Origin of the sequence: Mucilaginibacter sp. UYCu711 (assembly GCF_050433825.1) — a bacterium.
Classification (GTDB): Bacteria; Bacteroidota; Bacteroidia; order Sphingobacteriales; family Sphingobacteriaceae; genus Mucilaginibacter.
This window is the reverse complement of sequence record NZ_JBNPWM010000005.1, coordinates 324,086-346,472: the sequence shown is the minus strand read 5'-3', so window position 1 is coordinate 346,472 and position 22,387 is coordinate 324,086. Positions and strand designations below refer to the sequence as shown.

The following is a 22,387-nucleotide window of genomic DNA, read 5'->3' as shown; positions in this document are numbered from 1 at the left end:
GGAGAAATTTAGTGGAAGCCAGAGACGATAATTACACCGGTTAGTTTTACTATATTAGTAAGCTATTTACGCCCATTAAGTTTGAAAAGCACCCGATTATTTTAAGCGTTTAGGGTGTTGTAACTGATTATCCCGGTTATGGATGATCCAGTTGCTGACTTGCTGATGTGTTTGTTCCTCATTGGGGAGGCTGACCAGCATGGCTTCCATTTTTTTCGCAGCGTTTAATGTTGAATGATCATGTTTGTCCATCAACTGATTGATCAGAAAAAGCACTTCATTACCCTGATGCCTGTTAAAAAACGCGATACCAAGGAACCGGATATCCCCGTTTTTTTCATTACTCCAATGATAACGGTTCTTAAACAAAAGGTCGTTTTTAGCAAATAGCATTTTCATATATTAATTGTTTTAAAGGATTGGATTTACAGTACAAATGTATCTGTATACCCATATTTTAAGGTGTACTGTGTCATGGGCATCAATGATCTTGGTCACATTTTGCCCATATCCCGCTGTCACCCAAATAAAGAGTGAAACAAATGCGCCATCCGATGCTTAACATTGTATAGCGCATGTATGAAGGAAGCATTAACGACTGTCCGACACCAACAAAACTTGAACCTGTCAAGCATATTCCACCCAGGAAATATTTAATAAGTACATCTTAAACGGATTTTTCGCTTAAGTTCAACTGGAAATAAAAATGATACTGATCATCAATGCCGGATCATCCAGCATTAAATTTGCTTTATATGCATCGGGACATTTGATATGACCGTATTAAATGAAATGGATCGTTTCCATTCAGTAATGGATGCGATAGGCAGACTGCCGCAAACAGGAAACAATGGCACCTACTTAAACAAAAGTAAAAAATAAGTTAATTAAACATAAGGAATTTATAAATGTTAATGGAGAGGATATGCCCGAGATAAGGAACTGGAAGTGGATAAGGTAGGTTTAGTGCTTTCGGGAGGAGGTGCACGGGGAATTGCACACCTTGGGCTTTTGCAGGGACTTGATGAAATGGGCATTAAGGTCGGCGTGATATCAGGCGTAAGCTCGGGTGCTATTATAGGCGCATTATATGCTGCTGGTTACACACCGCAGCACATATTAGCGCTTACGAAAGCGCATTCCGCTACCACCATTATTGGGGTTATACTTTCAGCCGGCGGGCTTTTTTCACCAACAGGCTTACGGGATGTATTAACGTCAACTATACCTAAGGGGAATTTTGAACATCTGTCTATCCCTTTGTTCGTCACTGCTACAGATATCGTCACCGGCACAGCCATCACTTTTTCAAAAGGGCCTTTATATGATGCGTTGGTGGGGTCATCTTCCATCCCGGCATTGTTCGATCCTATTAAAAGCGGTGACCGATATTTGGTTGACGGAAGTGTGCTGAATAATCTTCCGGTTGATTGTTTGAGCGGCCAATGTGATGTGATTATGGGATCGCATGTAAATAGGCTTTTCCATCAGCAAAAGGAGCCATTGTCCAGATTACAGGTATTTGAGCGGTGTTTCCAACTAGCGATCGCAGGTACCGTGGCGGCTCATGGAAAAAAATGCGATGTTTTTATCGAACCCGATCTATCTTCCTATAATATGTTCGAAATGAAATACGCGGATGAGATCTTTGAAGTAGGGTACCATACAGTTAACGCGCACAGACAACTCATAGAAAATATACTAAAATAACCAGGTGATATAAAACCCCAAAACTATGTACTGCAATCAATGGAAATATAGGTTAGCTTGCCTATTGATCATCGCCAGCTCACTTAACAGCTGCGGCCAGAAAATTATTAAAAAAAAACCTGTCGATACTTTAGCTAAAGAATGGGATAAAACTATTCCGGGTAGCTTCAGTAACCAATCAAAAACAACCTTTGACAGTACCCAAATAGCTGTTTTTTTGAACCATTACCCCCTATTAAATGAGTTCGCAAAGGATATCAGTGGCTTTTACCGTAAGAGGCAATTTGCTTACGCGTGGTATGAAGATGGCAAGATGATCGAACAGGCCGGAAATTTAACTAACCGAGTGTTAAATCTTCAAAACGAGGGCCTTCATAGTGTTACGCCTTATCAGGCCCAACTGGATTCCTTGTTTTATAACGCAGATACGATTAATGATAAGCCTAATACCCAGTTGGAGCTGATGCTGACCGCCCAATATTTTGTATTTTCCAAGCTGGCCTGGCGGGGTATGAATGATTCTGCCAGCCGATCTGCCAACTGGCACCTGCCCAGGAAGAAGGTATCCTATGCGATGTACCTGGACAGCCTTTTAAAAGTCACCGGTATTCCACAAGCCAGCGATGAACCCGTGTACCGGCAATATGAACTCCTGAGAGGCTATTTAAAAAAATACAAGGACCTGGACAAATCCGATTCATGGTTGCCCATTATTTCCAAATCTTTGAAACCCGGCGATTCGTCTGAAATTGTACGCGAGGTTAAAAGCCGGTTATTTAAACTTCAGGATTATAAAGGGGATACCACTACACATATATTCGATGCGAGTTTGTTAGCAGCTGTAAAACATTTCCAGGAAAGGCACGGCCTTAGCCCCAGCGGCTCAATAGATAAGGCGGCTTTCTCGGAGCTTAACGTGCCATTAAAAAAGCGTATCCAACAAATATTAGTGAATATGGAACGAAGCCGGTGGCTACCGGTACGCTTAGAAGGCGACTATCTGGCCGTCAATATTCCCGAATTTAAATTGCATGTTTATCATGCCGATAGCCTATTGTGGAGTTGTGATGTGGTGGTGGGCAAAACGGTGCATCAAACTGCGGTATTTTATGGCGAAATTAAATATGTGGTTTTTAGCCCATACTGGAATGTGCCCCCTTCTATCGTTCGTAAGGAGGTCATCCCCGGCATGAAAAGAAACGGCAACTATCTGGAAGCGCAAAACATGGAAATTACAGGTCACCTGGATGGCCTCCCGGTCGTCCGGCAAAAACCTGGCCCTTTAAATTCGTTAGGATTAGTCAAATTCCTTTTTCCCAACAGCTATAATATTTATCTGCATGACACCCCATCCAAATCTCTTTTTGGTGAATCATCCAGGGGTTTTAGCCATGGTTGCATCCGTCTGAAAGAGCCGGTTAAACTTGCCAATTTCCTGCTGAAGGACCGTGCTGAATGGAATGCGGGTGCTATTGATCTGGCCATGCACTCCGGCACGGAAAAATCTGTTACTTTAAAAGATAAAATACCCGTTTTTATCGCCTATTTTACAGCATTTATTGATCGCGATCATACAATTAACTTCAGGAAAGACATTTATAACAGGGACGATAAACTTGTTGCTATGCTGATGTCGGGAGCTTATTAGCGGGGATCAGGAGCAATGGTATTTCAGACCTCTTGATAATTTCATCAAAGTCATTTGGAGTGTAATACTGGGAGTTTTCCAACCTGGTGTGAATACCCATAACAATGACATCTGCTCCTCGTTCACTGGCAATTTTTAAGATTGTGGAATAAGGTTTGCCTTCTTCTACACAGGTCTTTACCGGGTAATCTTTAAATATCTTTTCCACCAATTTTTTTAGGCTTCTTTCATAATTAGCTCTAAGCTCTCCTCTGATTTCCACTGACGTGCTTCCGTCATTACTGATATCCGCAGTGGGTTTTACGACGCTGATTAAAGTGATCTCTGCATTTAATGGTTGTCCATATAATAAGCCAGTAAGGGCTATTTTTTCCGCATCCGGTCCGCCGGCCAAAGCGATCAGCATTTTAAATTTTTTCATGTTATTTTCTTAAAAAGTAGTAATTCTTTTCCCGCCGACGAAAAACTATTGTGAGCTAAAAACCCGGTCCACGCTGCACCGCCGAAAGCATTGGGCTTTTTTATTCAGCAAGCAAACGGCAATCTAATTATTTAAAACAATTGACGTATCTGCACAAATTTTAACTTTTTGTTTAATACTAAACCAAAAACTTTGATTTTTGTTGACCTTTAAATATGAAAAGTAAAAGGTATCTTTAAATTAAGAAAAACGATTTACGAGTTTATCCATTAATAGATCTGATACTTTCCATCAGCCGTTCAAAGCAGTTGGACGTTGCGGTCCCTCCTTCCCAGATATCTTTTTTAAGCTCGCGTGAATTTGTAGAATTAGTGGCGGATAACCTGGAAGAAAAAATCGAATTAAAAGCTTTTCTTGTGAGATTATTGATGACATGACGTTTTAAAAAAAGAGATGGACAATTATTAGGATCTGCCAGTGATCCGGGTGATTAGCCCAGCTATAATACAGCGAAATTATTTGCAGATTAAGCAGAATATACAGAACATTATTAATCTGGAAAATAGAGCGGTTGTTGAGTGATCCTTATTTGTCACATTTGATTATCAATAAGTCCTGGGGCATTCCAGGTTTTCTTTGAACTACCCTGCTTTCATATTTTGAACCAAGGAAATCCATGAAATATGTTGAGTATTTCGTTAGTGATCAAAAGCATTAAATAAAGTGTTTAAAATCACGGCAGGACATTTGGCATTTACGAATCTTTACACCAGCGTAAGCAAACCTATTCACAATAGATAAGCCCGTACAATATAGCAATTTTAACATTTGATAATTTTTTGGACAGTAATTTCCTAAGTAGAATTTAGTTTCGATGAGCCATAAATTTGTTTTTTGGCTGATTTGCTCTTTGGGAAGCCCGCTAGTGTTATAATTATTTACATTAAAAATCAAATTTATTCTATTTAATGCATACAGTTTTACTTATTGAAGATAACCCATTAGTAAGCACCATGATTCAGTTAAAACTTGAAGAAGCTGGATTTAAGGTCAAATGCTGTAGCGACGGAAGGGAAGGGCTTGCAAGCCTTACTGCTGAGATGCCGGATATCGTTCTTACAAATATAATGCTCCCGTATATTTCAGGTTTGGAAATTTTGAGGGCAGTTAAGAAAATAAAAAAGAAAGATATTCCGATTATTTTATTGTCCTCTTTAAAACAGGAAAGTGTCGTTGAAGAAGCGTTTAAATTGGGAGCGGATGATTACATAACGAAGCCATTCCAAATGGCTGAAATCGTAGAGTGTGTTAACAGGCTGATTTCAAAAGCACAAATAACGTATTCCAATGGCTGATCATCAAGAATTTTACCGGTTAATAGACATTAGTTACTTCCAGATACTTGCGCTGCTATTTAGCGGCATGACAGTGGGTATAATCGTTGCCACTTACCTGTTTCTATATCTTAAAAGGAGAAAATTCAATTCTCAACAGGAAATGTCATATAGGCTAAACGAATGGATCAGCAAAATAATGATCAAAGAGCCCCAAGAGGAGTTAGAAAATTATATCACTCCTGAATTATTGATTTATTTAAAAAAAAGGAATAGACGTGAATTCGCTATTAAGCAGCTGATTAATGTTGATATCAATTTAGCAGGTTCAGCAGAAAAAAATATGGTTCAATTGTATCTGCGGTTAAATTTAAAAAAAAACTCATTAAAAAAATTTTACAGCAGGAAATGGAATATTAAAGCAACCGGGATTTATGAACTGTATATGATGGAACAGGCGGATATGCAGGATGAAATCTTTTTAGACACGAATCATCCTAATGAGTTTGTGCGGATGGAAGCTCAAATTGCAATGATCAGTTTTCAGGGATTTAAAGGATTAAATTTCTTAACCGATCTCACAATGCCGTTAAATAATTGGCGACAAATCAAACTCCTCGATGAATTAGCCCGATTTACGCCTACAATTATGGAGGATGTACCGGTATGGCTCCTTTCAAAAAATGATTATGTAACATTATTTGCACTGCGTTTGATTGAGATTTACAGGCAAGCAGGTGTTCACGACATTGTTGTATCACTCTTGAATCATAAAAATCAGAAAATTAAAATACAGGCTATCTGTACATTGGGGAGTATAGCTTTGGAGGGCACAAATTTAATATTAAAGGAAATCTATGTAAAGGAAGATCCCGAGTGCAAGCGCCAAATATTGAAAACACTTAGAGGCACTCAGAAAAATGAAGACCTTAGTTTTTTTATAAGTAAAGCGTCGGAGGACGATGATTTATTGAAACTTGAATCGATACGGGCAATAATCAGTAATTACAAAAACGGCGAGCATATTGCTTCAGGATTGTCATCGGATGGCCGAGTGCCAAAAACGATGATTAATCAGGCTATATACGAAAGTAACCATTAAGTTTCATGTCGACGATATTCTCTATTTTAATTAATGGCTTCCTGATTTATTCGGTGGTATTGCTTTCTTTCTATTTGTTATTAGCCTTTCTTTCTATAGATAAAGTAGGCATATACCTGAAAAGGAATGCCTTTACCGATTATCGCCTGCTCGCCTCTTCGTCATATATGCCTTCAGTCAGCATTCTTGCTCCAGCCTATAATGAAGGTAAAACAATTATCGAGAACGTTAGATCGTTGCTTTCACTATATTATTCCAACCTGGAAATTATAGTAATCAATGATGGAAGCGAAGATGACAGCATGCAACAACTTATAGAAGCATATAACCTGGAGAAAGTAGCGTTTCATGTCAGTTATCATATCCCTACTAAGGAAGTTAAGGATGTATATAAAAGCACAAATCCGGTATATAAAAATCTGTTTGTTATTGACAAAATAAATGGCGGCAAGGCAGATGCCTTGAATGCTGGGATTAATATCTCCGAAAACGATTATCTAATTTCTATTGATGCTGATTGTATTTTAGAGCAAGATGCTGTACTTAAGATGATCAAACCCTTTCTTGAGGAAACCACAAAGAAGGTGATCGCCTCCGGGGGTGTCATAAGGATTGCAAATTCATGTATTGTAGAAGACGGAAGACTGGTTAAGGTCAATCTGCCTGAGAACTATTTTGCGAGAATGCAATCCTTAGAATACATCCGTTCTTTTCTCTTAGGTCGTATGGCCTGGACAAGCTTGAACGGTTTGTTGTTGGTGTCGGGAGCTTTCGGAGCCTTCGATAAAAAAATAGCAATTGCCTGCGGTGGATATAATATAAATACGGTAGGCGAAGATATGGAACTGGTGGTGCGAATGCGAAGATATATGGAAGAAAAAAGAGTTCCACATGAAGTTACGTACATTCCGGATCCTCTTTGCTGGACGGAAGTTCCTGCTTCAGCTAAGATATTGCAACGGCAACGAAACCGTTGGATCAGGGGGACAATCGAAACGCTAAAAATACATAAAATAATATTTATGAATCCCTTTTATGGGGTGTTAGGAATGTTAAGCTATCCCTTCTGGTTCTTCTTCGAAATGCTGGCCCCCCTGGTTGAATTTTTTGGTTTTGTGATTTTTATAATTTTTGCGCTAACCGGACGCGTTTCGTGGGATATATTTTTATACCTCTTTTTATTTGTTACGTCCTTCGGGTATATGTATTCCGCATTTGCCGTATTTATGGAGGTTCGGACTTATAACCTGTATAATAGGCGATCTGATGTGATGAAGTTATTAATAGCAGCTTTCACGGAGCCCTTCTATTTCCGTCCAATCTGCATCTGGGCAGAGATACGTGGTTATGTTGATCTTCTTCGCGGAAAAAACAAGTGGGGAACGATGACCAGAGAGGGTTTTTCAAAGGCTTCAGTTAATACCGGGGTCGCGCCTGCTGGTTTTCGGTCCCCATTCATTAACTTATTTAACAAAGGGTTTGTTTTCCTGGTCGCCGCTTTTAAATACTTCTTAAGTCATTCTTTGCTTTTACTGCCTTTTATCTTACTGATACGGGCCTTTGAAATCATTTATAATAATATCAGGCATGGGGTACCGGAGACACTAGGAAATATAGTCCTGCTTAGTGTAATTAAGGATCTTTACTTTTTTATACAGACCTGTATGTGGCTGTTCCCGGTATTCGCATTGATATACCTGATCAATAGGCGTGCAGCACACCTGTTTTTTCTACTAACGGCAACCCTGCTTTTATTTTTACAAGTTGTACTTGTTCAATACTTCTCGATAGCGCTGGTGCCTCTTGGTGCAGATCTTTGGGGATATACAATCGATGATATTTCTCAAACTGTGGGTGCGGCAGGAGGTATTAGTTTTTATCTGATTATTAGCCTTACATTACTGATGCTCTTGTTTATTTTGTCTTTTGCTTATCTCCCAAAAAGAATTAAAGTCAATAACGGTGTGGCTGCTTTTTTTTGTTTTTTGTTTATTGTGCTGAAATTTGCCAACATTTCTGATGTGGGCGATAAGTGGAAAATTGAGGGAGAGTTTAATAATAACATTTCTGTTAATAAATCCGCCTATTTTTTCCAGCAGACTTTTCGGCACTTTTCCCCGGAAAAATTACCCGTAAATCATTTCCAGCCAGGCATTACATCATCAAGGTTCAATTATGTCGACAAACAGAACTATCCCTTTCTCCACACAATCGACAGCACTGCTGACGTACTTTCACCATACTTTACAAAAAGCGCCCGTCCGCCTAATATCGTTATTATAGTTATTGAAGGTTTAGGGAGAGCTTTTACCAATGATGGTGCATACTTGGGAAATTTTACGCCGTTTATTAATTCGCTGGCTGGGAAAAGCTTGTATTGGAAGAATTTTCTAAGTGAAGGAGGAAGAACGTTTGCAGTATTACCTTCTATATTAAGTTCCCTGCCTTTTGCTGAAAGCGGCTTTACGGAACTGGGGGATAAAATGCCAGAGCATCTCTCTGTTGTGAACCTTCTTTCAAACAATGGCTATTCCACTTCATTTTATGCCGGCTTTGATTCCAAATTCGATAACATCGACATTTTCCTGAAAAAAAATAACATTGGAAAGATGTACGATGAAAAAACGTTTCCATCCGGTTATTCTAAACTGCCTGCGTCCTCCTCGGGGTTTTCATGGGGATATGGTGACAAAGAGTTATTCAGGAGATATTTGGAAGTTAGTCAGAAAGTTGATCAGCCTTATTTGAGTATAATTTTAACGGTTTCTACGCATAGCCCTTTCCTTATTAATCAGCAAGCATATTATTCACAGCGATTTGAGGAGCGAATGTCGCAACTTGGTTTCACCGAAGAACGAATGAAAATGCAGCGGCACTACAAATATCAGTATGCCAGCATATTATTTATGGATGATGCTGTAAAAGGTTTCATCCAGCAATATCAGGCCAGGCCGGAATTTAAGAATACGGTATTTCTTATTACTGGGGATCACCGGATGCCTGAAATACCTATGAGCACCAAAATTGATCGTTATCATGTGCCGCTGATTATTTATTCGCCCCTGCTGAAACGGACTGCTATCTTCTCTTCTGTTTCTACTCATTTTGATATTGCACCAAGTCTGACCATGTGGCTTAAAAAAAGTTATAAGCTTAAGATGCCCTCATTAGTGAATTGGATGGGCGGCGGATTAGATACGGCAAGACAGTTTAGAAACATCCATGCATATCCCCTGGCGCAAACCAAGAATCTGTTAATAGATTTTGTGATGGGCAAATACCTATTGAATGGCAACCAACTGTTTCGCATAGAAAACGATATGGGCCTGACACCTATATCAAATGAGGACAAAACAAGAGAATTAAAATCAGCGTTTAATAGGTTCAGAGCAGATAATCAGTCTTTCTTTAAAACGCTGAGACTGGCGCCGGATAGTTTACTCCGAAATTACACATTGCAGGGCGCTAAGCGATAATTTGCGAAAGTTTAATAGAGCATTGTATTGTTAAAAACGCAACAGCCAACCCAAACTAATCTGATATTGATTACCTCTGGTTTGGGGACGATAGTCCTGATTATACCAGTCGGCATCAAAACTCAATACGTTGGTGCGCGAAATCTTCTTTTTAAATGAAAAACCGGCTTTATAAGATGTTAATCGGATCTTATTATCGAGTTGAATAGAATTAAGCCTGTCGTCAGGAGAAATGCCATAACCCGCGGTAACGCCTAATACATCATCGGCACTGCCATAATAATACTTGGCTGAAATACTGTAAGAAGCAGAAAGTGTGCTGGTATAAGTACTTGGAGTAACATAGGTGCTGCCGCTAAACAACCAGCTCTTATAGTATTTGCCAAGATAGGCGGTGTAGATCCACGTAGGATCTCCTGAAAATTTTAAATAACGTACACCGGCGCCTGCTTCAAAACTCTTCGGAAGGTTTGCATATAAAGAAAAACCACCACGCCAATTTGGAAAGACTCCTACTTTGTCTGAATAACCAACATTTACATAACTATAAAATATATCTGAAAGGTGCGGATAAGATTCCAGCTCGAATTGATAACCATTGTCCCGGAAACGGTTAGCATAATTCAATCGGCCTGTAATAGTGCCAATACGCGTATTTCTGCCATAATCTACCATCGCGTAATGCCATGGATCAGAAAATTGCTTATCAAAATTCACATACTCATAACTCAGATTTAATTTATTTTTGGAGGATAACTCTTTAATCCTGTCAGCTAATGAACGAGCGGCAGGGTTATTTTTATTGATTATCAAAAGCTGCTGTACGGTTAACTCTGCATCTTTATACCTCTTCATGGCATTAAGTATTTTTGATTTACGTAATAAAAGTTCCTGAGATTGCGGATGAAATTTCAATCCACTTTCACAAATAATTAAAGCGTGTTCAATGCGGTTATTCCAATATTCCAGATCGGTATAGGCGATATAACAGTCCTCGTATCCCGGATCCGTTTCTATTACCCGATTAAAACAAATCCTTGCACTATCGGGGTTGTCTGTCCACGTATAGATCCTCCCCAGAAATATTCTGATATCAGAATAATCGGGGCTCTTCTGCAATGCGTGGTAGAGATAGTCTTTGGCTTTAGGATAATCCTTTCGATCAAACACGCTCTTTCTGGCAGCTTGGAATAATTCGTCGGAAGAAAAAATACTTTGTCCGAAAGAATGAATAATGAACATGATGCAAAAAGCTGTTAAAATATATTTCATTATTTGCTTTAGATATATGCAATGTGTTGCAGGACTATTTATACATTTCCGTAGTTAAGATATGATACCTCATTATAGGTTCTGATGATTTATTATAAAGCGGAAGGATTTTGAAGCTATTGAACACATTCCGGTTCATGGGGCAGCACTAAAAGCGGAATGTGAATATGGTCTGTCATATGGCCGGTATGGCCGCTGCTAAACACCCTGCTTAAAAAACCATGATGCTGGTGTACCATTGAGAGCAGGTCGATCCCTGCGCTTTTGCAAACCTCGTTCAATCCCTCTTCAATAGTTTTCCCGTCAAAAAGTTTAGTGGTTATCTGCGGAAATTTATCTTTGTTGCCAATGGCTTTCAAAACCCGTCTTAAATGCCTTTCAGAAGCATGTTTTTCTTCCTGACTATTGTAAATATGGATAAGTATAATGTTTGCCTTCAGGGGTTTTGCAAAACTGACTAATTTCCGTACCGCTACGATATCAAGATCCTCGTTTTGTAGTTCAATAGCAAAACCGATTTTATCTATCGGTTCGAAAGAGGCGTTGAAAGGAATAACCAATAGCGGAAAGTTAATATCCCGAATCAGTTCTGTAACATTATTGGCCAGGAAAATATCACTTAGGCCTCCATTATCATGAGTGCCGGTAATAATCAATACATTATTGTCATTTAAGATTACCTCTTTAATCACATCAGAAAGATTTCCAAGAGAACTGATTAAATTGATTTCCGGGTAAAAATCTCCGTTTTCATGATGATTTTCCTCCTGCTTATTTAAAAAACTTTTAAGCTGATTCAACTGAAGCAAACTATTGTCGCTGACCAAAGTGTATTCTTCCGCCGAAAATGACATACCGCCACCCATTTCCGGAATAGCGACCGGTTGCTGAAAGGCATTACATAGCGATAAGTTAGCTTTTATTTTCTTTCCGAAGTATAAAGCGTATGCCGCAGCGTGAGTGGAATTTTCGGAAAAATCGGTTAAAACGAGTATATTTTTCATTGTAGGTTCCATTTAAAGATTTAAGTAAAGATTATCCAACAGGCGCAATAAAAGAATGATAAGCGTCATGATCTCCAATGATACCTATCAGGTTTTGCAGGTAGTAAAAAAGCATAGTTTTACAAATTATCAGGTCCAGGTTGAGTATTAGCGATCATTAATCGATCCACTGGACAAAACAATGAAATTTTGACCGTCATCAAATTTTATACTTACCAGCATCATTCCATGTTAAAACTATTGTCACCACCTTGCTGCCGTAGAAACAAGTAAAAAGTAAGTAAGCTATTGGTCATACCTATCAACAGCAAATACAAGATAAAGACTTTATAACGTCGCCCTTGAGTTCTGCAAACGGAGCGATGTGATATAGCAGTACCTCGGTAAAGATGAAGCAACCATCACCATTATTGACCAAAAATAGTTGCTAACTTTTGTACCTAATATTCCACTACAGGTTTTGGCGAATATTAACCCGGCATTAGAAAATTTTAAAATACTTCCTTTCAACGTGCGTAACAAATGTTACCAACTACCTTATTCAATGCCCGTAATTTTGCTAAAAATATAATAGTGATGAACAGTAAAACATATTTCCTTTCATTGGCTTTTACCACCATTGTTTCTTTAAATTTATTTGCTCCCTGTGCCTATGCCCAAGGTGGCACTAAAAATTTAAGCCTGCAGGAAGCCATCGAAAAGGCGTTAAGGAATAATGCAGGTATCCGCTTAGCTAAACTGGATCAGGATATAGCATCGGCCAATTACAAAAAAACTGAAGCAGTTTTTCTGCCACAGGTTGCCTTGTCTTACACAGCTATGACAACCAATGAACCACTTAATTCCTTCGGGTTTAAACTGGAACAACGGACAATCACACCAAACGATTTTAATCCTGTTCTTTTAAACCATCCAACTAGCACGCAGGATTATATGGCCAAACTGGAAGTACAACAGCCTTTATTAAATGTAGATATGCTGTACATACGCAAAGGGGCTCAAAAGCAAACAGAAGTTTACCAGTATAAAACGCAGCGCACCAAAGAGCACCTGACCTTTGAGGTACAAAAGGCCTATTTGCAATTGCAATTAGCCTATAACGCTGTTAATGTATTAGAGGAAGCACTACAAAATGTACAGTCCGTTTATACTTTTACCGACAATCATTTCAAACAGGGACTGATCCAAAAATCTGACCTGTTAAATGCACAAGTACAAGTCACCTCGGTTGAAAGTAACCTGAACAAAGCAAAAAGCAGTATCAGCAATGCTTCAGACGGGCTCAGTTTGCTGATGGGTCAGCCATCGGGTGTTGTTTACAAAGCTGACCCTACTGAGGCGAAACAAGTTGCCGATACCACACTAAAAATTACCGCTTCAAGATCGGATTTTATGGCTATGAACAAGGCGATAGAGGCATCCGGCCTGGTGATCAAATCCACCCAAATGAGTTACCTGCCAAAGTTAAATGCCTTTGGAAACTATCAGTACAATGACAGCCATTTAACAGGCTTTGGTGCCAACTCCTATTTTGTCGGTGTACAGGTATCATGGGATATTTTTAAAGGGAACAAAAGAAAGAATACGATCACGATACAAAAATTAGAACGCGACAAACTCAGTGAAGAGCTAGCACAACAAAAAGACCAGAGCCAGGTGGAACTGAACAAAGCCTACCGTGGCCTTTCGGATGCCCGCTTTGAGATCGACCAGGATCAGGCAGCGATCACGCAGGCAACGGAATCCCTGCGTATTTTAAAAAACCGCTACCAGCAGGGATTGGTGAATACCACAGATGTCCTAATGGCCGAAACGCAGCTTTCTCAACAAAAGTTCGCGCTGGTGCAGGCGCGGTTCACCCTTAACCTTACCGGCTATTACATTCAATTATTAACATCAACTACTATTAAATAGACCATAAAGATGAATACCAATATAAACTCAATCAGGATAATGCAATTGTTTGCAGGCATCAGTTTGCTGGCGATCTCTGCCTGTTCTTCCAGCGAAAAAAAGGAAGCTATCGCTGTTACAGATACAGCCATTGTAGTAACTGTCGCCACCCCATCAGCTAATGGTCAGGCCGATTTAAATGTGAGCGGCCAGGTTGAAGCCATTCAATCCGCCAATATCAGTACCAGGGTAATGGGGTACATCACCAAGCTCAGTGTAAAAACAGGCGATCATGTGGCGAAAGGACAGCTATTGGTAACGATCAGCAATGATGATATTTTGGCCAAAAGAGCCCAGGCTGATGCCGCTATCTCAACAGCCGAATCGGCCTATAAAAACACCCAAAAAGATCTGGACCGTTTTAACAACCTGTATAAGCAACAAAGCGCCACGGCAAAAGAAATGGATAATATCACGCTGGCCAATCAGGCAGCCAAGTCCCAACTCGAACAAGCTAAGCAGATGCGCAATGAAGTGACCGCCACGCTGAACTATACCAACCTAACGGCACCTTTCGCTGGTATTGTCACCCAAAAATTAATGGACGCAGGCAGTATGGCAACACCGGGTTCGCCGATATTGACCATCGAACAAAGCGGAAGCTACCAGGTAAGCACGGCTGTTCCTGAAAATGTGATCAGCCAGGTTGGGCAGGGAACAACAGCTATCGTTACCATTACCGCCTCCAATAAATCCATCATAGGAACAGTTAGCCAAATCAGCCAGTCCTCGCAGTTTACCGGGGGACAATACCTGGTAAAAGTGAAAATCCCTGATGATCAAAAGCAAGGGTTGCTTAGCGGTATGTACGCGAATGTTTCGATTCCGGTGAAAGGTGTTGCAGCAAACCCCGCAACCGACGGACAGGTTTTGGTGCCATTATCAAGTATTGAATATAAGGACCAGTTAACTGGGCTATATACCATAGGAAATAATAATACCGCACTCCTGCGCTGGGTGACATTGGGAAAAGTTGTAGGGAACCAGGTAGAAGTGCTAAGCGGCCTTGCCCCGCACGAGCAATTTATTGTAAGTGCAGCTGGCAGGTTGTTTAATGGCACGGTAGTTAAAATCAAAAACTAATTGAGATGAAAGACGGATTTGCAGGAAATATAGCCAAGGCATTTATACAGTCGAAATTAACGATACTGCTGATGATCGCTTTCTTAATGATCGGCGCGTACAGTACCTTTTTGATTCCGAGGGAAGAAGAGCCACAGATACAAGTTCCGATGGCTGACATTTTTATCGGTTATCCGGGTGCATCCCCTAAAGATGTGGAAACCAAAGTGTCTGCCCCCTTAGAGAAAATGATCTCCAATGTAAAAGGTGTGGAATATGTATATTCTACTTCTTTGCAGGGCCAGGCGATGATCATCGTCCAATTTTATGTGGGGGAAGATGTGGAGCGTTCATTGGTGAAGCTGTACAGCGAACTGATGAAAAATATGGACAAAATGCCGCAGGGCGTTACCCTTCCGTTGATCAAAACAAGGGCCATTGATGATGTCCCGGTTTTGGGGTTAACCCTCTGGAGTGACAAATACAGCGACTACCAGTTAAAACAGATCGGACAGGAACTAACCAACGAAATTAAAAAGATAAACGACGTTTCGGACATTATCATTATAGGCGGCCGCAACCGCGAAGTAAAAGTGTTATTGGATAAAAATAAGATGGCCGAAAATCATGTTGATTTTCTATCACTCAGCAAACAGATACAGGGCAGCAATATGCAAATGCAGGGTGGAAACCTGCTGCAAAGGGATACTGCCTTTTCTGTGACGACCGGTAATTTCTTAAACACAGCGGACGACGTGGGTAACCTGGTAGTTGGCATTAATCAGCAACAGCCGGTTTACCTAAAGCAGATCGCTAAAGTTGAAGAAGGTGCGGAAACACCCAACCAATATGTGTTTTTCGGTTACGGCAAAGCAAATCCGGCAGATGCCAAAGCGTTTAAATCTAACTATCCCGCGATAACTTTATCCGTAGCCAAGAAGAAAGGTGCGGATGCCATGAAATTATCAGAACAGATTCTTTCTAAGGTGGAGCACCTGAAAAAAAACCTGCTGCCCAATGATGTGCATTTAACCGTTACCAGGAATTACGGTGAAACAGCGTCAGACAAAGTATCTGAACTATTGTTCCACCTGTTTATTGCAATTGTGGTGGTCACTGTTTTTGTAATGCTGGCAATGGGCTGGCGTGGCGGCCTGGTGGTGTTCCTGTCGGTACCGGTAACCTTCGCGCTCACGCTGTTTGCTTACTACTTTATGCATTATACGCTAAACCGGATCACGCTGTTCGCGCTGGTGTTTATTACTGGTATTGTGGTGGATGATTCGATCATCATCGCAGAAAACATGCATCGCCACTTTAAAATGAAGAAGTTGCCGCCTTTACAGGCTGCCATTTATGCGATCAACGAAGTGGGCAATCCAACTATCCTGGCAACCTTCACCGTAATTGCCGCTGTTTTACCGATGGCCTTCGTATCGGGTATGATGGGCCCTTATATGAGCCCGATGCCTATCGGCGCTTCCATCGCGATGATCCTGTCATTGATCGTTGCTTTGACCCTGACTCCGTACCTGGGTTATATATTTTTGCGGGAAAAGGAAAAAATTAGTGGATCGGAGGAAGAAAACAAACCACAATCGGTGGAAGAGACCCGGATCTATAAAATATACCGCTCATCCATACAACCCTTGCTGGAAAGCCGCTGGAAGCGCTGGACGTTTATCTTGAGCATCGTGGTGATCTTGTTCGCATCGCTGTCTATGTTCTATACCAAAGCGGTAGCGGTAAAAATGCTTCCTTTTGATAATAAAAATGAGTTCCAGGTGGTGATTGATATGCCGGAGGGAACAACGCTCGAAAAAACGCAGGCTGTGGTCAAAGATATAGGCGCTTATATAGCCAATCGACCTTTAGTTAGAAATTACGAATCCTATATAGGCACTTCGGCCCCGATTAGCTTCAATGGATTGGTGCGTCATTATGATTTACGCAAGGGCGATAACGTGGCTGATATTCAGGTTAACCTGGTGGATAAAAAAGACCGGAGTATACAAAGCCATGCCATAGCTAAAGAAATGCGTGGACCGATACAGGAGATCGCCAAAAAATATAACGCAAATGTAAAGATGGTCGAGGTTCCGCCGGGACCACCAGTTCTGTCCACGTTGGTCGCAGAAATTTATGGTCCGGATTATAAAGAGCAGATGAAAATAGCGAACCAGGTAAAGAACTTGCTTAACAAAACCGACAATGTTGTGGATGCAGACTGGATGGTGGAGGATGATCAGCCAGAATATCATTTAGAGGTTAACAAAGAAAAAGCGATGCGTTATGGCATCGCAACTACGCAGGTTTCTACGATAGTAAATGCCGCGTTATCAGGCATGCCTGTTGGTAATATTTCTCAACCAGTATCTTATAATCAAACAGCAATCAAGTTACAGTTAAGCAATGCCGATAAAACCAATATAGATGATATACTGGATCTGAAAGTGATCGGTATGCAGGGCAATGCAGTTCCGATAAAAGATCTGGTTACTGTAACCATGCAGACAAAACCCAAAAGTATTTACCGCAAAAATCAAAAAGAAGTGGTGTATGTGTTAGCCGATATGGCGGGCAAATTGGAAAGCCCGTCCTATGCGATCTCAGATGTGTCCGATCATTTAAAATCGGTAAAGGTGCCCAAGGGGTTCTCTTTAAAAGAAGAATATACCCATCAGCCCGAACTGGAAGATAATTACAGTTTAAAGTGGGACGGCGAATGGCAGATCACTTTCGAGGTTTTCCGCGATTTGGGTATCGCCTTTGCGGTGGTGATTATTATGATCTACATCCTGATCGTTGGCTGGTTCCAGAATTTTATCGTGCCGTTGGTGATGCTGGCTGCCATACCCCTATCCTTGATCGGTATCGTGTTGGGGCATTGGATGCTGCACGCTTATTTTACAGCCACTTCCATGATCGGCTTTATCGCCCTCGCGGGTGTCATGGTCAGGAATTCAGTCTTACTGATCGATTTTATCAATATTCGTCTAAGAGAAGGCATTCCGTTAAAGCAGGCCATTATTGAAGCCGGTGCGGTACGAACAACCCCAATTTTACTAACCGCAGGCGCAGTGGCCCTGGGGGCTGTGATCATTTTGTTTGACCCGATCTTCCAGGGATTGGCTATCTCGTTGATGGGCGGGACGATAACTTCCACCTTCCTAACGCTTATAGTTGTGCCTTTGCTGTACTTTAAAATGATGCGGAAAAATGGCATTGAATCTTTAAAATCTAAATCATGAAACTATTAGTAATAACATGTTTAAAAGAATATTTAAGTGATGTCGCTGAAATATTCAAACAGGGAAATATCGAGGTATTCAGCACTTCTGATATCATTGGTCACCGTAACGGTGCATCGCACAACATTTTGGAGGATTGGTTTGTAAGCGGAGGTGAAAAGGTCGAGTCGATCATCATCTTCACTTTCACGAGCGAGGAGAACGTTGCCATTGGGCTAAAGTTGGTCAAACAATATAATGAAACAACGAAGTCTGACTTCCCGATAAGAGCATTTATAATGCCGGTAGATCAATCTGTTTAACACTTAAAATCATAAATCATGAAAGAAAGAATAGTACGAGCCGTTGCCGGCACTATAGTATTAGTTAGCATCGGTCTTGCTTATTTTGTAAATATCCAATGGCTTTGGTTGGGTGTTTTTGTTGGCGCTAATCTTTTACAGTCATCCTTTACTAAATTCTGTCCGCTGGAAATGATATTGGATTATTTCGGTGTGAAGAGTAACAAAACTGTTTGAGCTTTACAAAAATTGTGTTGGTCTGAATGTAACCTTTGTTACACATGAAGCCCCTGGCCGTAGTTACCTTTGAAAAAGTACAATATGAAAAATAGGATATTTAATAACTGGTCATTTCCGCGTATCATTCGATTGATTATCGGAATAATAATAATTATTGACGCAATTTATTCCAAGGATGTTCTTATTGGGGTATTAGGATTTTTTTTTACTAGTATGGCTGTTTTTAGTCTTGGCTGTTGCGCGGTTGGCGGTTGTTATTCGCCAACAAAAAATGGTTTGGGAAGTGCTGAAAATGTCAACTATGACGAGGTCCATTAAAATAAAGTGGAAAATACGATAAGAGTATTAAAGACTAATTAAGAACATAAACAAAAAATGACCATATTTAAGCAATTATTCGGCAGTGCAGAAACTGTAGATTTGGGAAGCATCATTAAAGAAGGTGCATATTTGGTAGATGTAAGAACAGCGGGCGAATTTGCAGGCGGTCATGTCAAAGGTTCGGTGAATATCCCCTTAGACAGGGTCAATTATGACCTTGCCAAATTCAAGAATAAAAAGAACATCATTGTATTTTGTCAAAGTGGTGCCAGGGCCGGCCAGGCAAAAACTATACTTCAACAAAATGGATTTACAAACGTTGTGAACGGTGGAGGTTGGAATAGTGTAAGCCAGCTTGTAAAATAGGGCAATTAATATTTAATAATCGGGTTAAATAACTCTTTATCTTAGGTTGAATATACATTTTCAGCTAAATTAATAATATGGATATACTGCCCCAATTTGAATCAATATTTGAGCCTGCGCTGATGAAAGAAATTCAGGAATTTGGCGTATTGAAGCCTTTTAAGGAAGGCGACATCATTATGGATTATGGTAGGTATATTAAGATGATGCCTTTGGTTATCCGCGGATCATTAAAGGTGCTAAAAAAAGATGAGCGTGGTAAAGAGATCTTGCTGTATTACCTTTCCAGCAGTGAAAGTTGTTCTATGGCTTATAGCTGTTGCCTTGAGGCCAAAAAAAGTGAGGTAAAAGCTATTGCGGAAGAGGATGGTGAACTAATAGCTATCCCGCATGATAAACTGGACGAATGGCTGTGCAAATACCCCAGCTGGAAAAACTACATCATGCGCAGTTTTAATGAGCGGATGTCTGAACTTTTAAAATCTATCGAAAGCATCGCATTTCACAAACTGGACGACAGGTTGATTGCCTACCTCAAAGAAAAGCAGCGGGTTTCCGGTTCCAGCTTAATAAAAAGCTCTCATTACCAAATCGCGGATGAGCTTGCAACCTCCAGAGTGGTCATATCCCGACTACTTAAACAGCTGGAAAATGACGGAAAGATTCTGTTGTATAGAAATGAGATAAAACTCTTGAATGAGTTCGATCATTAGCGCAAATTAATTCCCACATGGTCACTTATTCTTAAAATAATTCCTCTGGTTTCTGATAATCCGGTATGACCTGAAGTGGCGTACCAGCATAAAATTTGCACTTTCATTATGCCTTCCTACGGTGCCGCACAGTTTATAAATATAGCCTGACTGAGTTTTACTTAAAGTTGGGCCATCCCACGCTGCTCTTCGGGCAAAAAGTTAGAGCATATCTTACAAGATTTGGATATTGATAAGCGTCATATATTTTACTGACCGTAATCATACCCTATCTGATCTATTGTCGGCACCTTGCCAAATATAAACCAGGATGTGCGCCGTATGAATTATCAATCAATTATAGAGAAAATAGAGGAATGATATCTATCGCTGAATAGTTCAAATAAAGGATGAAGGCAAAGCATAGTAGCCTTCGTAACCCCGAATAGGCAAATGGAAACAGAAAACAATCAATATGGAAGAAATACATCAATATGAAGTTAATCTTCAATGGAACCACGACAGGAAAGGTACTTTAAGCTCGTCGGATCTACCCCAACAGATCGAGGTGGTTACGCCGCCGGATTTTTATAAGGGCATCCCTGGATTTTGGTCACCTGAACACTTATTTGTGGCCTCAGTTGTCAGTTGTTTTATGACCACTTTTTTAGGTATCGCTGAAAACTCCAAACTGGAATACACTAATCTCGAAATACAAGCGAGCGGTGTAGTTGACAAGGTAGAAGGCAAGTTCCAGGTAACAGAGATCATACTCAAACCGACCGCAACCATACCTTCTAATATGAGCACCGAAAAGGCAACACGGGTAATTGAAATGGCGGAGAAGAACTGCCTGATTGCCAATTCCGTCAAAACTATCATTCACCTGCAATCTAAGGTTGTTATGGCCCAGATCGCTTAAAAATTTACGTTATGGCCAAGCCCCATATACTTATTCTCGGTTGTAATTTTGCAGGCCTCACTACTGCAAGATATATTCATGCATCAGTAATGGATGAAGCGACTATTACCATTATTGATCGCAAATCTTTGCTCACTTTCGTGCCAAATATTCCTTTGCAGGTTTTAGCCAATATTAATCCGGCCATCGACCTCCAGTTCAAATTTATGTCGTTTTTAGAACACGACGGCAGCGATTTTATACAGGCCGAGGTGATCACTATAGATCCGGAAACCAACGTCGTTTTTTACCAGCCCAATGAAAGGCTTGGGCATCCGGTGCGTAAAATAAAATACGACTACTTGGTGATTGCATTAGGTAATCGCTTGGCTTATGATCAAATTGATGGCTTTGCAGAAAACGGGCATAGCGTTACCGATGTGTTTTTAGGAAACCGGTTGAGGAAATACCTGCATAACGAATACAAGGGCGGCCCCATTGCCATCAGTTCAGCCGTGTTTCACCAGGGGAAAAGCGATAAACTCCCTACTGGTCTGCCTGTGGCCCTGACCGCTTGCGAAGGCCCGCCAGTTGAAATGTCATTCTCACTGGCTCACTGGTTGGGAAAAAATCATAAAGGCACCGCTTCCACTATCTACCTATCTACACCGGCAAAAGTAATTGCCGAAGATGCAGGGGAAACCATTTTACATCAGTTGTTACCAATGATGCAAGGCATGGGCTATCATTATCAGGCAGAAACCCTGGGTATCAAAAAAGTTTATGGTGGGGGTATAGAGTTTAATGACGGAACGAGCCAGGAAGCAGAGTTAGCCATACTTTTCCCGGACTGGCAGCCGCATACTTTTTTAAAAGAAATGCCATTCACCGATGATCAGGGATTTGTAATTACTGACTTTTATATGCGAAATCCTGACTATAAAAACATATTCGCTGTGGGTGACGCAGCATCTATCACAGTTCCTAAGATCGGCTCGTTAGGGCACATGGAAGCCGAAGTTTTAGCCAATACATTAGCAAAAGACCTGGGAATAATTTCAGGCGACGTGAAACCTATGGAGTTTGAGCTGCTTTGCATGGGAGATATGGGCGGTATAAAAGGCTTCTACATGCGCACGAACGAATGGTGGGGTGGAAAGGAAAGTCATTTGAAAATGGGTGTTACACCCTATGCCCTCAAAATGGGCTTTAAACAAATGTATTATACGCTGGGAGGGAAAATACCACATTGGGGCCTGGCACTAAGTGAGATCGTAGGCGATCACACTGTTTTATAGGGTTTGATCTATAATATAATCAAAGAAACAACATATCATTTTAACAAAAAACTTA

The 22,387-nt window shown here is 40.6% G+C and carries 20 protein-coding genes; 16 read left to right on the top strand and 4 right to left on the bottom strand.

Features of this window, described 5'->3' with window-relative positions; genetic code table 11:
* Window positions 1-96: 96 nt before the first annotated feature.
* A complete protein-coding gene (locus tag ABIB50_RS13105) occupies window positions 97-399 on the bottom strand; it encodes a hypothetical protein (RefSeq protein WP_429380175.1) in 303 nt (100 codons plus the stop codon).
* A gap of 375 nt (window positions 400-774) precedes the next feature.
* Here ABIB50_RS13105 and ABIB50_RS13100 point away from each other — a divergent pair, with 375 nt between their 5' ends.
* The 3 genes from ABIB50_RS13100 to ABIB50_RS13090 all read left to right on the top strand — a co-directional run bounded on the left by ABIB50_RS13100 (window position 775) and on the right by ABIB50_RS13090 (window position 3,358).
* Window positions 775-882, top strand: a complete 108-nt coding sequence (locus ABIB50_RS13100) for a hypothetical protein (RefSeq protein ID WP_429380174.1) — start codon at window positions 775-777, stop codon at window positions 880-882.
* 66 nt (window positions 883-948) lie between these two features.
* Window positions 949-1,710: a patatin-like phospholipase family protein gene (locus ABIB50_RS13095; RefSeq protein WP_429380173.1), complete on the top strand. Its 762-nt coding sequence runs from the start codon at window positions 949-951 to the stop codon at window positions 1,708-1,710.
* A gap of 25 nt (window positions 1,711-1,735) precedes the next feature.
* Window positions 1,736-3,358 carry a L,D-transpeptidase family protein gene (locus ABIB50_RS13090; protein WP_429380172.1) on the top strand — a complete coding sequence of 541 codons (1,623 nt, stop codon included), beginning with the start codon at window positions 1,736-1,738 and terminating at the stop codon, window positions 3,356-3,358.
* Here ABIB50_RS13090 and ABIB50_RS13085 read toward each other — a convergent pair.
* Complete coding sequence (locus ABIB50_RS13085) at window positions 3,333-3,779, bottom strand: universal stress protein (RefSeq protein ID WP_429380171.1); 447 nt, start codon at window positions 3,777-3,779, stop codon at window positions 3,333-3,335. The genes ABIB50_RS13090 and ABIB50_RS13085 overlap by 26 nt on opposite strands.
* A gap of 968 nt (window positions 3,780-4,747) precedes the next feature.
* Between ABIB50_RS13085 and ABIB50_RS13080 the strand changes: the two genes are divergently transcribed.
* The 3 genes from ABIB50_RS13080 to ABIB50_RS13070 are packed head-to-tail and all read left to right on the top strand — an operon-like array spanning window position 4,748 to window position 9,691.
* Window positions 4,748-5,134, top strand: coding sequence for a response regulator transcription factor (locus ABIB50_RS13080; protein WP_429380170.1), 387 nt, complete (start codon window positions 4,748-4,750; stop codon window positions 5,132-5,134).
* The gene (locus ABIB50_RS13075; protein ID WP_429380169.1) at window positions 5,127-6,215 is read left to right on the top strand and encodes a HEAT repeat domain-containing protein; all 1,089 of its coding nucleotides are present in this window, start codon (window positions 5,127-5,129) and stop codon (window positions 6,213-6,215) included. The genes ABIB50_RS13080 and ABIB50_RS13075 overlap by 8 nt, the downstream gene beginning before the upstream one ends.
* Window positions 6,216-6,220: 5 nt before the next feature.
* Window positions 6,221-9,691 (top strand): sulfatase-like hydrolase/transferase, encoded by a 3,471-nt coding sequence (locus ABIB50_RS13070; RefSeq protein WP_429380168.1) that lies wholly within the window; start codon window positions 6,221-6,223, stop codon window positions 9,689-9,691.
* Between the two features lie 30 nt (window positions 9,692-9,721).
* Here the strand turns inward: ABIB50_RS13070 and ABIB50_RS13065 are convergent, their stop codons facing one another.
* Together ABIB50_RS13065 and ABIB50_RS13060 are read right to left on the bottom strand one after the other, a co-directional pair.
* On the bottom strand, window positions 9,722-10,963 hold the full coding sequence (locus tag ABIB50_RS13065; RefSeq protein WP_429380167.1) for a YaiO family outer membrane beta-barrel protein: 1,242 nt from the start codon (window positions 10,961-10,963) through the stop codon (window positions 9,722-9,724).
* Window positions 10,964-11,079: 116 nt separating this feature from the next.
* Window positions 11,080-11,967 carry a universal stress protein gene (locus ABIB50_RS13060; protein WP_429380166.1) on the bottom strand — a complete coding sequence of 296 codons (888 nt, stop codon included), beginning with the start codon at window positions 11,965-11,967 and terminating at the stop codon, window positions 11,080-11,082.
* A gap of 576 nt (window positions 11,968-12,543) precedes the next feature.
* On the opposite strand from ABIB50_RS13060, the gene ABIB50_RS13055 reads away from it, so the two are divergent.
* The 10 genes from ABIB50_RS13055 (at window position 12,544) to ABIB50_RS13010 (ending at window position 22,332) form a co-directional block, all read left to right on the top strand.
* The gene (locus ABIB50_RS13055; RefSeq protein ID WP_429380165.1) at window positions 12,544-13,881 is read left to right on the top strand and encodes a TolC family protein; all 1,338 of its coding nucleotides are present in this window, start codon (window positions 12,544-12,546) and stop codon (window positions 13,879-13,881) included.
* 9 nt (window positions 13,882-13,890) lie between these two features.
* Window positions 13,891-15,003, top strand: coding sequence for an efflux RND transporter periplasmic adaptor subunit (locus ABIB50_RS13050; protein ID WP_429380164.1), 1,113 nt, complete (start codon window positions 13,891-13,893; stop codon window positions 15,001-15,003).
* A 5-nt stretch (window positions 15,004-15,008) separates the two neighbouring features.
* Window positions 15,009-18,233: an efflux RND transporter permease subunit gene (locus ABIB50_RS13045; protein WP_429380163.1), complete on the top strand. Its 3,225-nt coding sequence runs from the start codon at window positions 15,009-15,011 to the stop codon at window positions 18,231-18,233.
* Window positions 18,230-18,535 carry a hypothetical protein gene (locus ABIB50_RS13040; RefSeq protein ID WP_429380162.1) on the top strand — a complete coding sequence of 102 codons (306 nt, stop codon included), beginning with the start codon at window positions 18,230-18,232 and terminating at the stop codon, window positions 18,533-18,535. The genes ABIB50_RS13045 and ABIB50_RS13040 overlap by 4 nt, the downstream gene beginning before the upstream one ends.
* An 18-nt stretch (window positions 18,536-18,553) precedes the next feature.
* Complete coding sequence (locus tag ABIB50_RS13035) at window positions 18,554-18,751, top strand: YgaP family membrane protein (RefSeq protein WP_377124446.1); 198 nt, start codon at window positions 18,554-18,556, stop codon at window positions 18,749-18,751.
* Between the two features lie 84 nt (window positions 18,752-18,835).
* Window positions 18,836-19,072, top strand: coding sequence for a hypothetical protein (locus ABIB50_RS13030; protein ID WP_377124448.1), 237 nt, complete (start codon window positions 18,836-18,838; stop codon window positions 19,070-19,072).
* Window positions 19,073-19,129: 57 nt separating this feature from the next.
* Window positions 19,130-19,441, top strand: coding sequence for a rhodanese-like domain-containing protein (locus ABIB50_RS13025; protein ID WP_429380161.1), 312 nt, complete (start codon window positions 19,130-19,132; stop codon window positions 19,439-19,441).
* A 77-nt stretch (window positions 19,442-19,518) separates the two neighbouring features.
* Entirely contained in the window at window positions 19,519-20,154 is a 636-nt protein-coding gene (locus tag ABIB50_RS13020; RefSeq protein ID WP_377124452.1) for a Crp/Fnr family transcriptional regulator, read from the top strand.
* A 454-nt stretch (window positions 20,155-20,608) separates the two neighbouring features.
* A complete protein-coding gene (locus ABIB50_RS13015) occupies window positions 20,609-21,055 on the top strand; it encodes an OsmC family protein (protein ID WP_429380160.1) in 447 nt (148 codons plus the stop codon).
* Window positions 21,056-21,066: 11 nt separating this feature from the next.
* Complete coding sequence (locus ABIB50_RS13010) at window positions 21,067-22,332, top strand: NAD(P)/FAD-dependent oxidoreductase (protein WP_429380159.1); 1,266 nt, start codon at window positions 21,067-21,069, stop codon at window positions 22,330-22,332.
* The last annotated feature ends 55 nt before the right edge of the window (window positions 22,333-22,387 follow it).

Coding starts and splice junctions, on each gene's coding strand:
- ABIB50_RS13045 (WP_429380163.1), top strand. CDS start 15,009: ATGAAAGACGGATTTGCAGGAAATATAGCCAAGGCATTTATACAGTCG.
- ABIB50_RS13055 (WP_429380165.1), top strand. CDS start 12,544: ATGAACAGTAAAACATATTTCCTTTCATTGGCTTTTACCACCATTGTT.
- ABIB50_RS13015 (WP_429380160.1), top strand. CDS start 20,609: ATGGAAGAAATACATCAATATGAAGTTAATCTTCAATGGAACCACGAC.
- ABIB50_RS13060 (WP_429380166.1), bottom strand. CDS start 11,967: ATGAAAAATATACTCGTTTTAACCGATTTTTCCGAAAATTCCACTCAC.
- ABIB50_RS13100 (WP_429380174.1), top strand. CDS start 775: ATGACCGTATTAAATGAAATGGATCGTTTCCATTCAGTAATGGATGCG.
- ABIB50_RS13065 (WP_429380167.1), bottom strand. CDS start 10,963: ATGAAATATATTTTAACAGCTTTTTGCATCATGTTCATTATTCATTCT.
- ABIB50_RS13030 (WP_377124448.1), top strand. CDS start 18,836: ATGAAAAATAGGATATTTAATAACTGGTCATTTCCGCGTATCATTCGA.
- ABIB50_RS13080 (WP_429380170.1), top strand. CDS start 4,748: ATGCATACAGTTTTACTTATTGAAGATAACCCATTAGTAAGCACCATG.
- ABIB50_RS13105 (WP_429380175.1), bottom strand. CDS start 399: ATGAAAATGCTATTTGCTAAAAACGACCTTTTGTTTAAGAACCGTTAT.
- ABIB50_RS13085 (WP_429380171.1), bottom strand. CDS start 3,779: ATGAAAAAATTTAAAATGCTGATCGCTTTGGCCGGCGGACCGGATGCG.
- ABIB50_RS13020 (WP_377124452.1), top strand. CDS start 19,519: ATGGATATACTGCCCCAATTTGAATCAATATTTGAGCCTGCGCTGATG.
- ABIB50_RS13035 (WP_377124446.1), top strand. CDS start 18,554: ATGAAAGAAAGAATAGTACGAGCCGTTGCCGGCACTATAGTATTAGTT.
- ABIB50_RS13070 (WP_429380168.1), top strand. CDS start 6,221: ATGTCGACGATATTCTCTATTTTAATTAATGGCTTCCTGATTTATTCG.
- ABIB50_RS13090 (WP_429380172.1), top strand. CDS start 1,736: ATGTACTGCAATCAATGGAAATATAGGTTAGCTTGCCTATTGATCATC.
- ABIB50_RS13075 (WP_429380169.1), top strand. CDS start 5,127: ATGGCTGATCATCAAGAATTTTACCGGTTAATAGACATTAGTTACTTC.
- ABIB50_RS13025 (WP_429380161.1), top strand. CDS start 19,130: ATGACCATATTTAAGCAATTATTCGGCAGTGCAGAAACTGTAGATTTG.
- ABIB50_RS13010 (WP_429380159.1), top strand. CDS start 21,067: ATGGCCAAGCCCCATATACTTATTCTCGGTTGTAATTTTGCAGGCCTC.
- ABIB50_RS13050 (WP_429380164.1), top strand. CDS start 13,891: ATGAATACCAATATAAACTCAATCAGGATAATGCAATTGTTTGCAGGC.
- ABIB50_RS13040 (WP_429380162.1), top strand. CDS start 18,230: ATGAAACTATTAGTAATAACATGTTTAAAAGAATATTTAAGTGATGTC.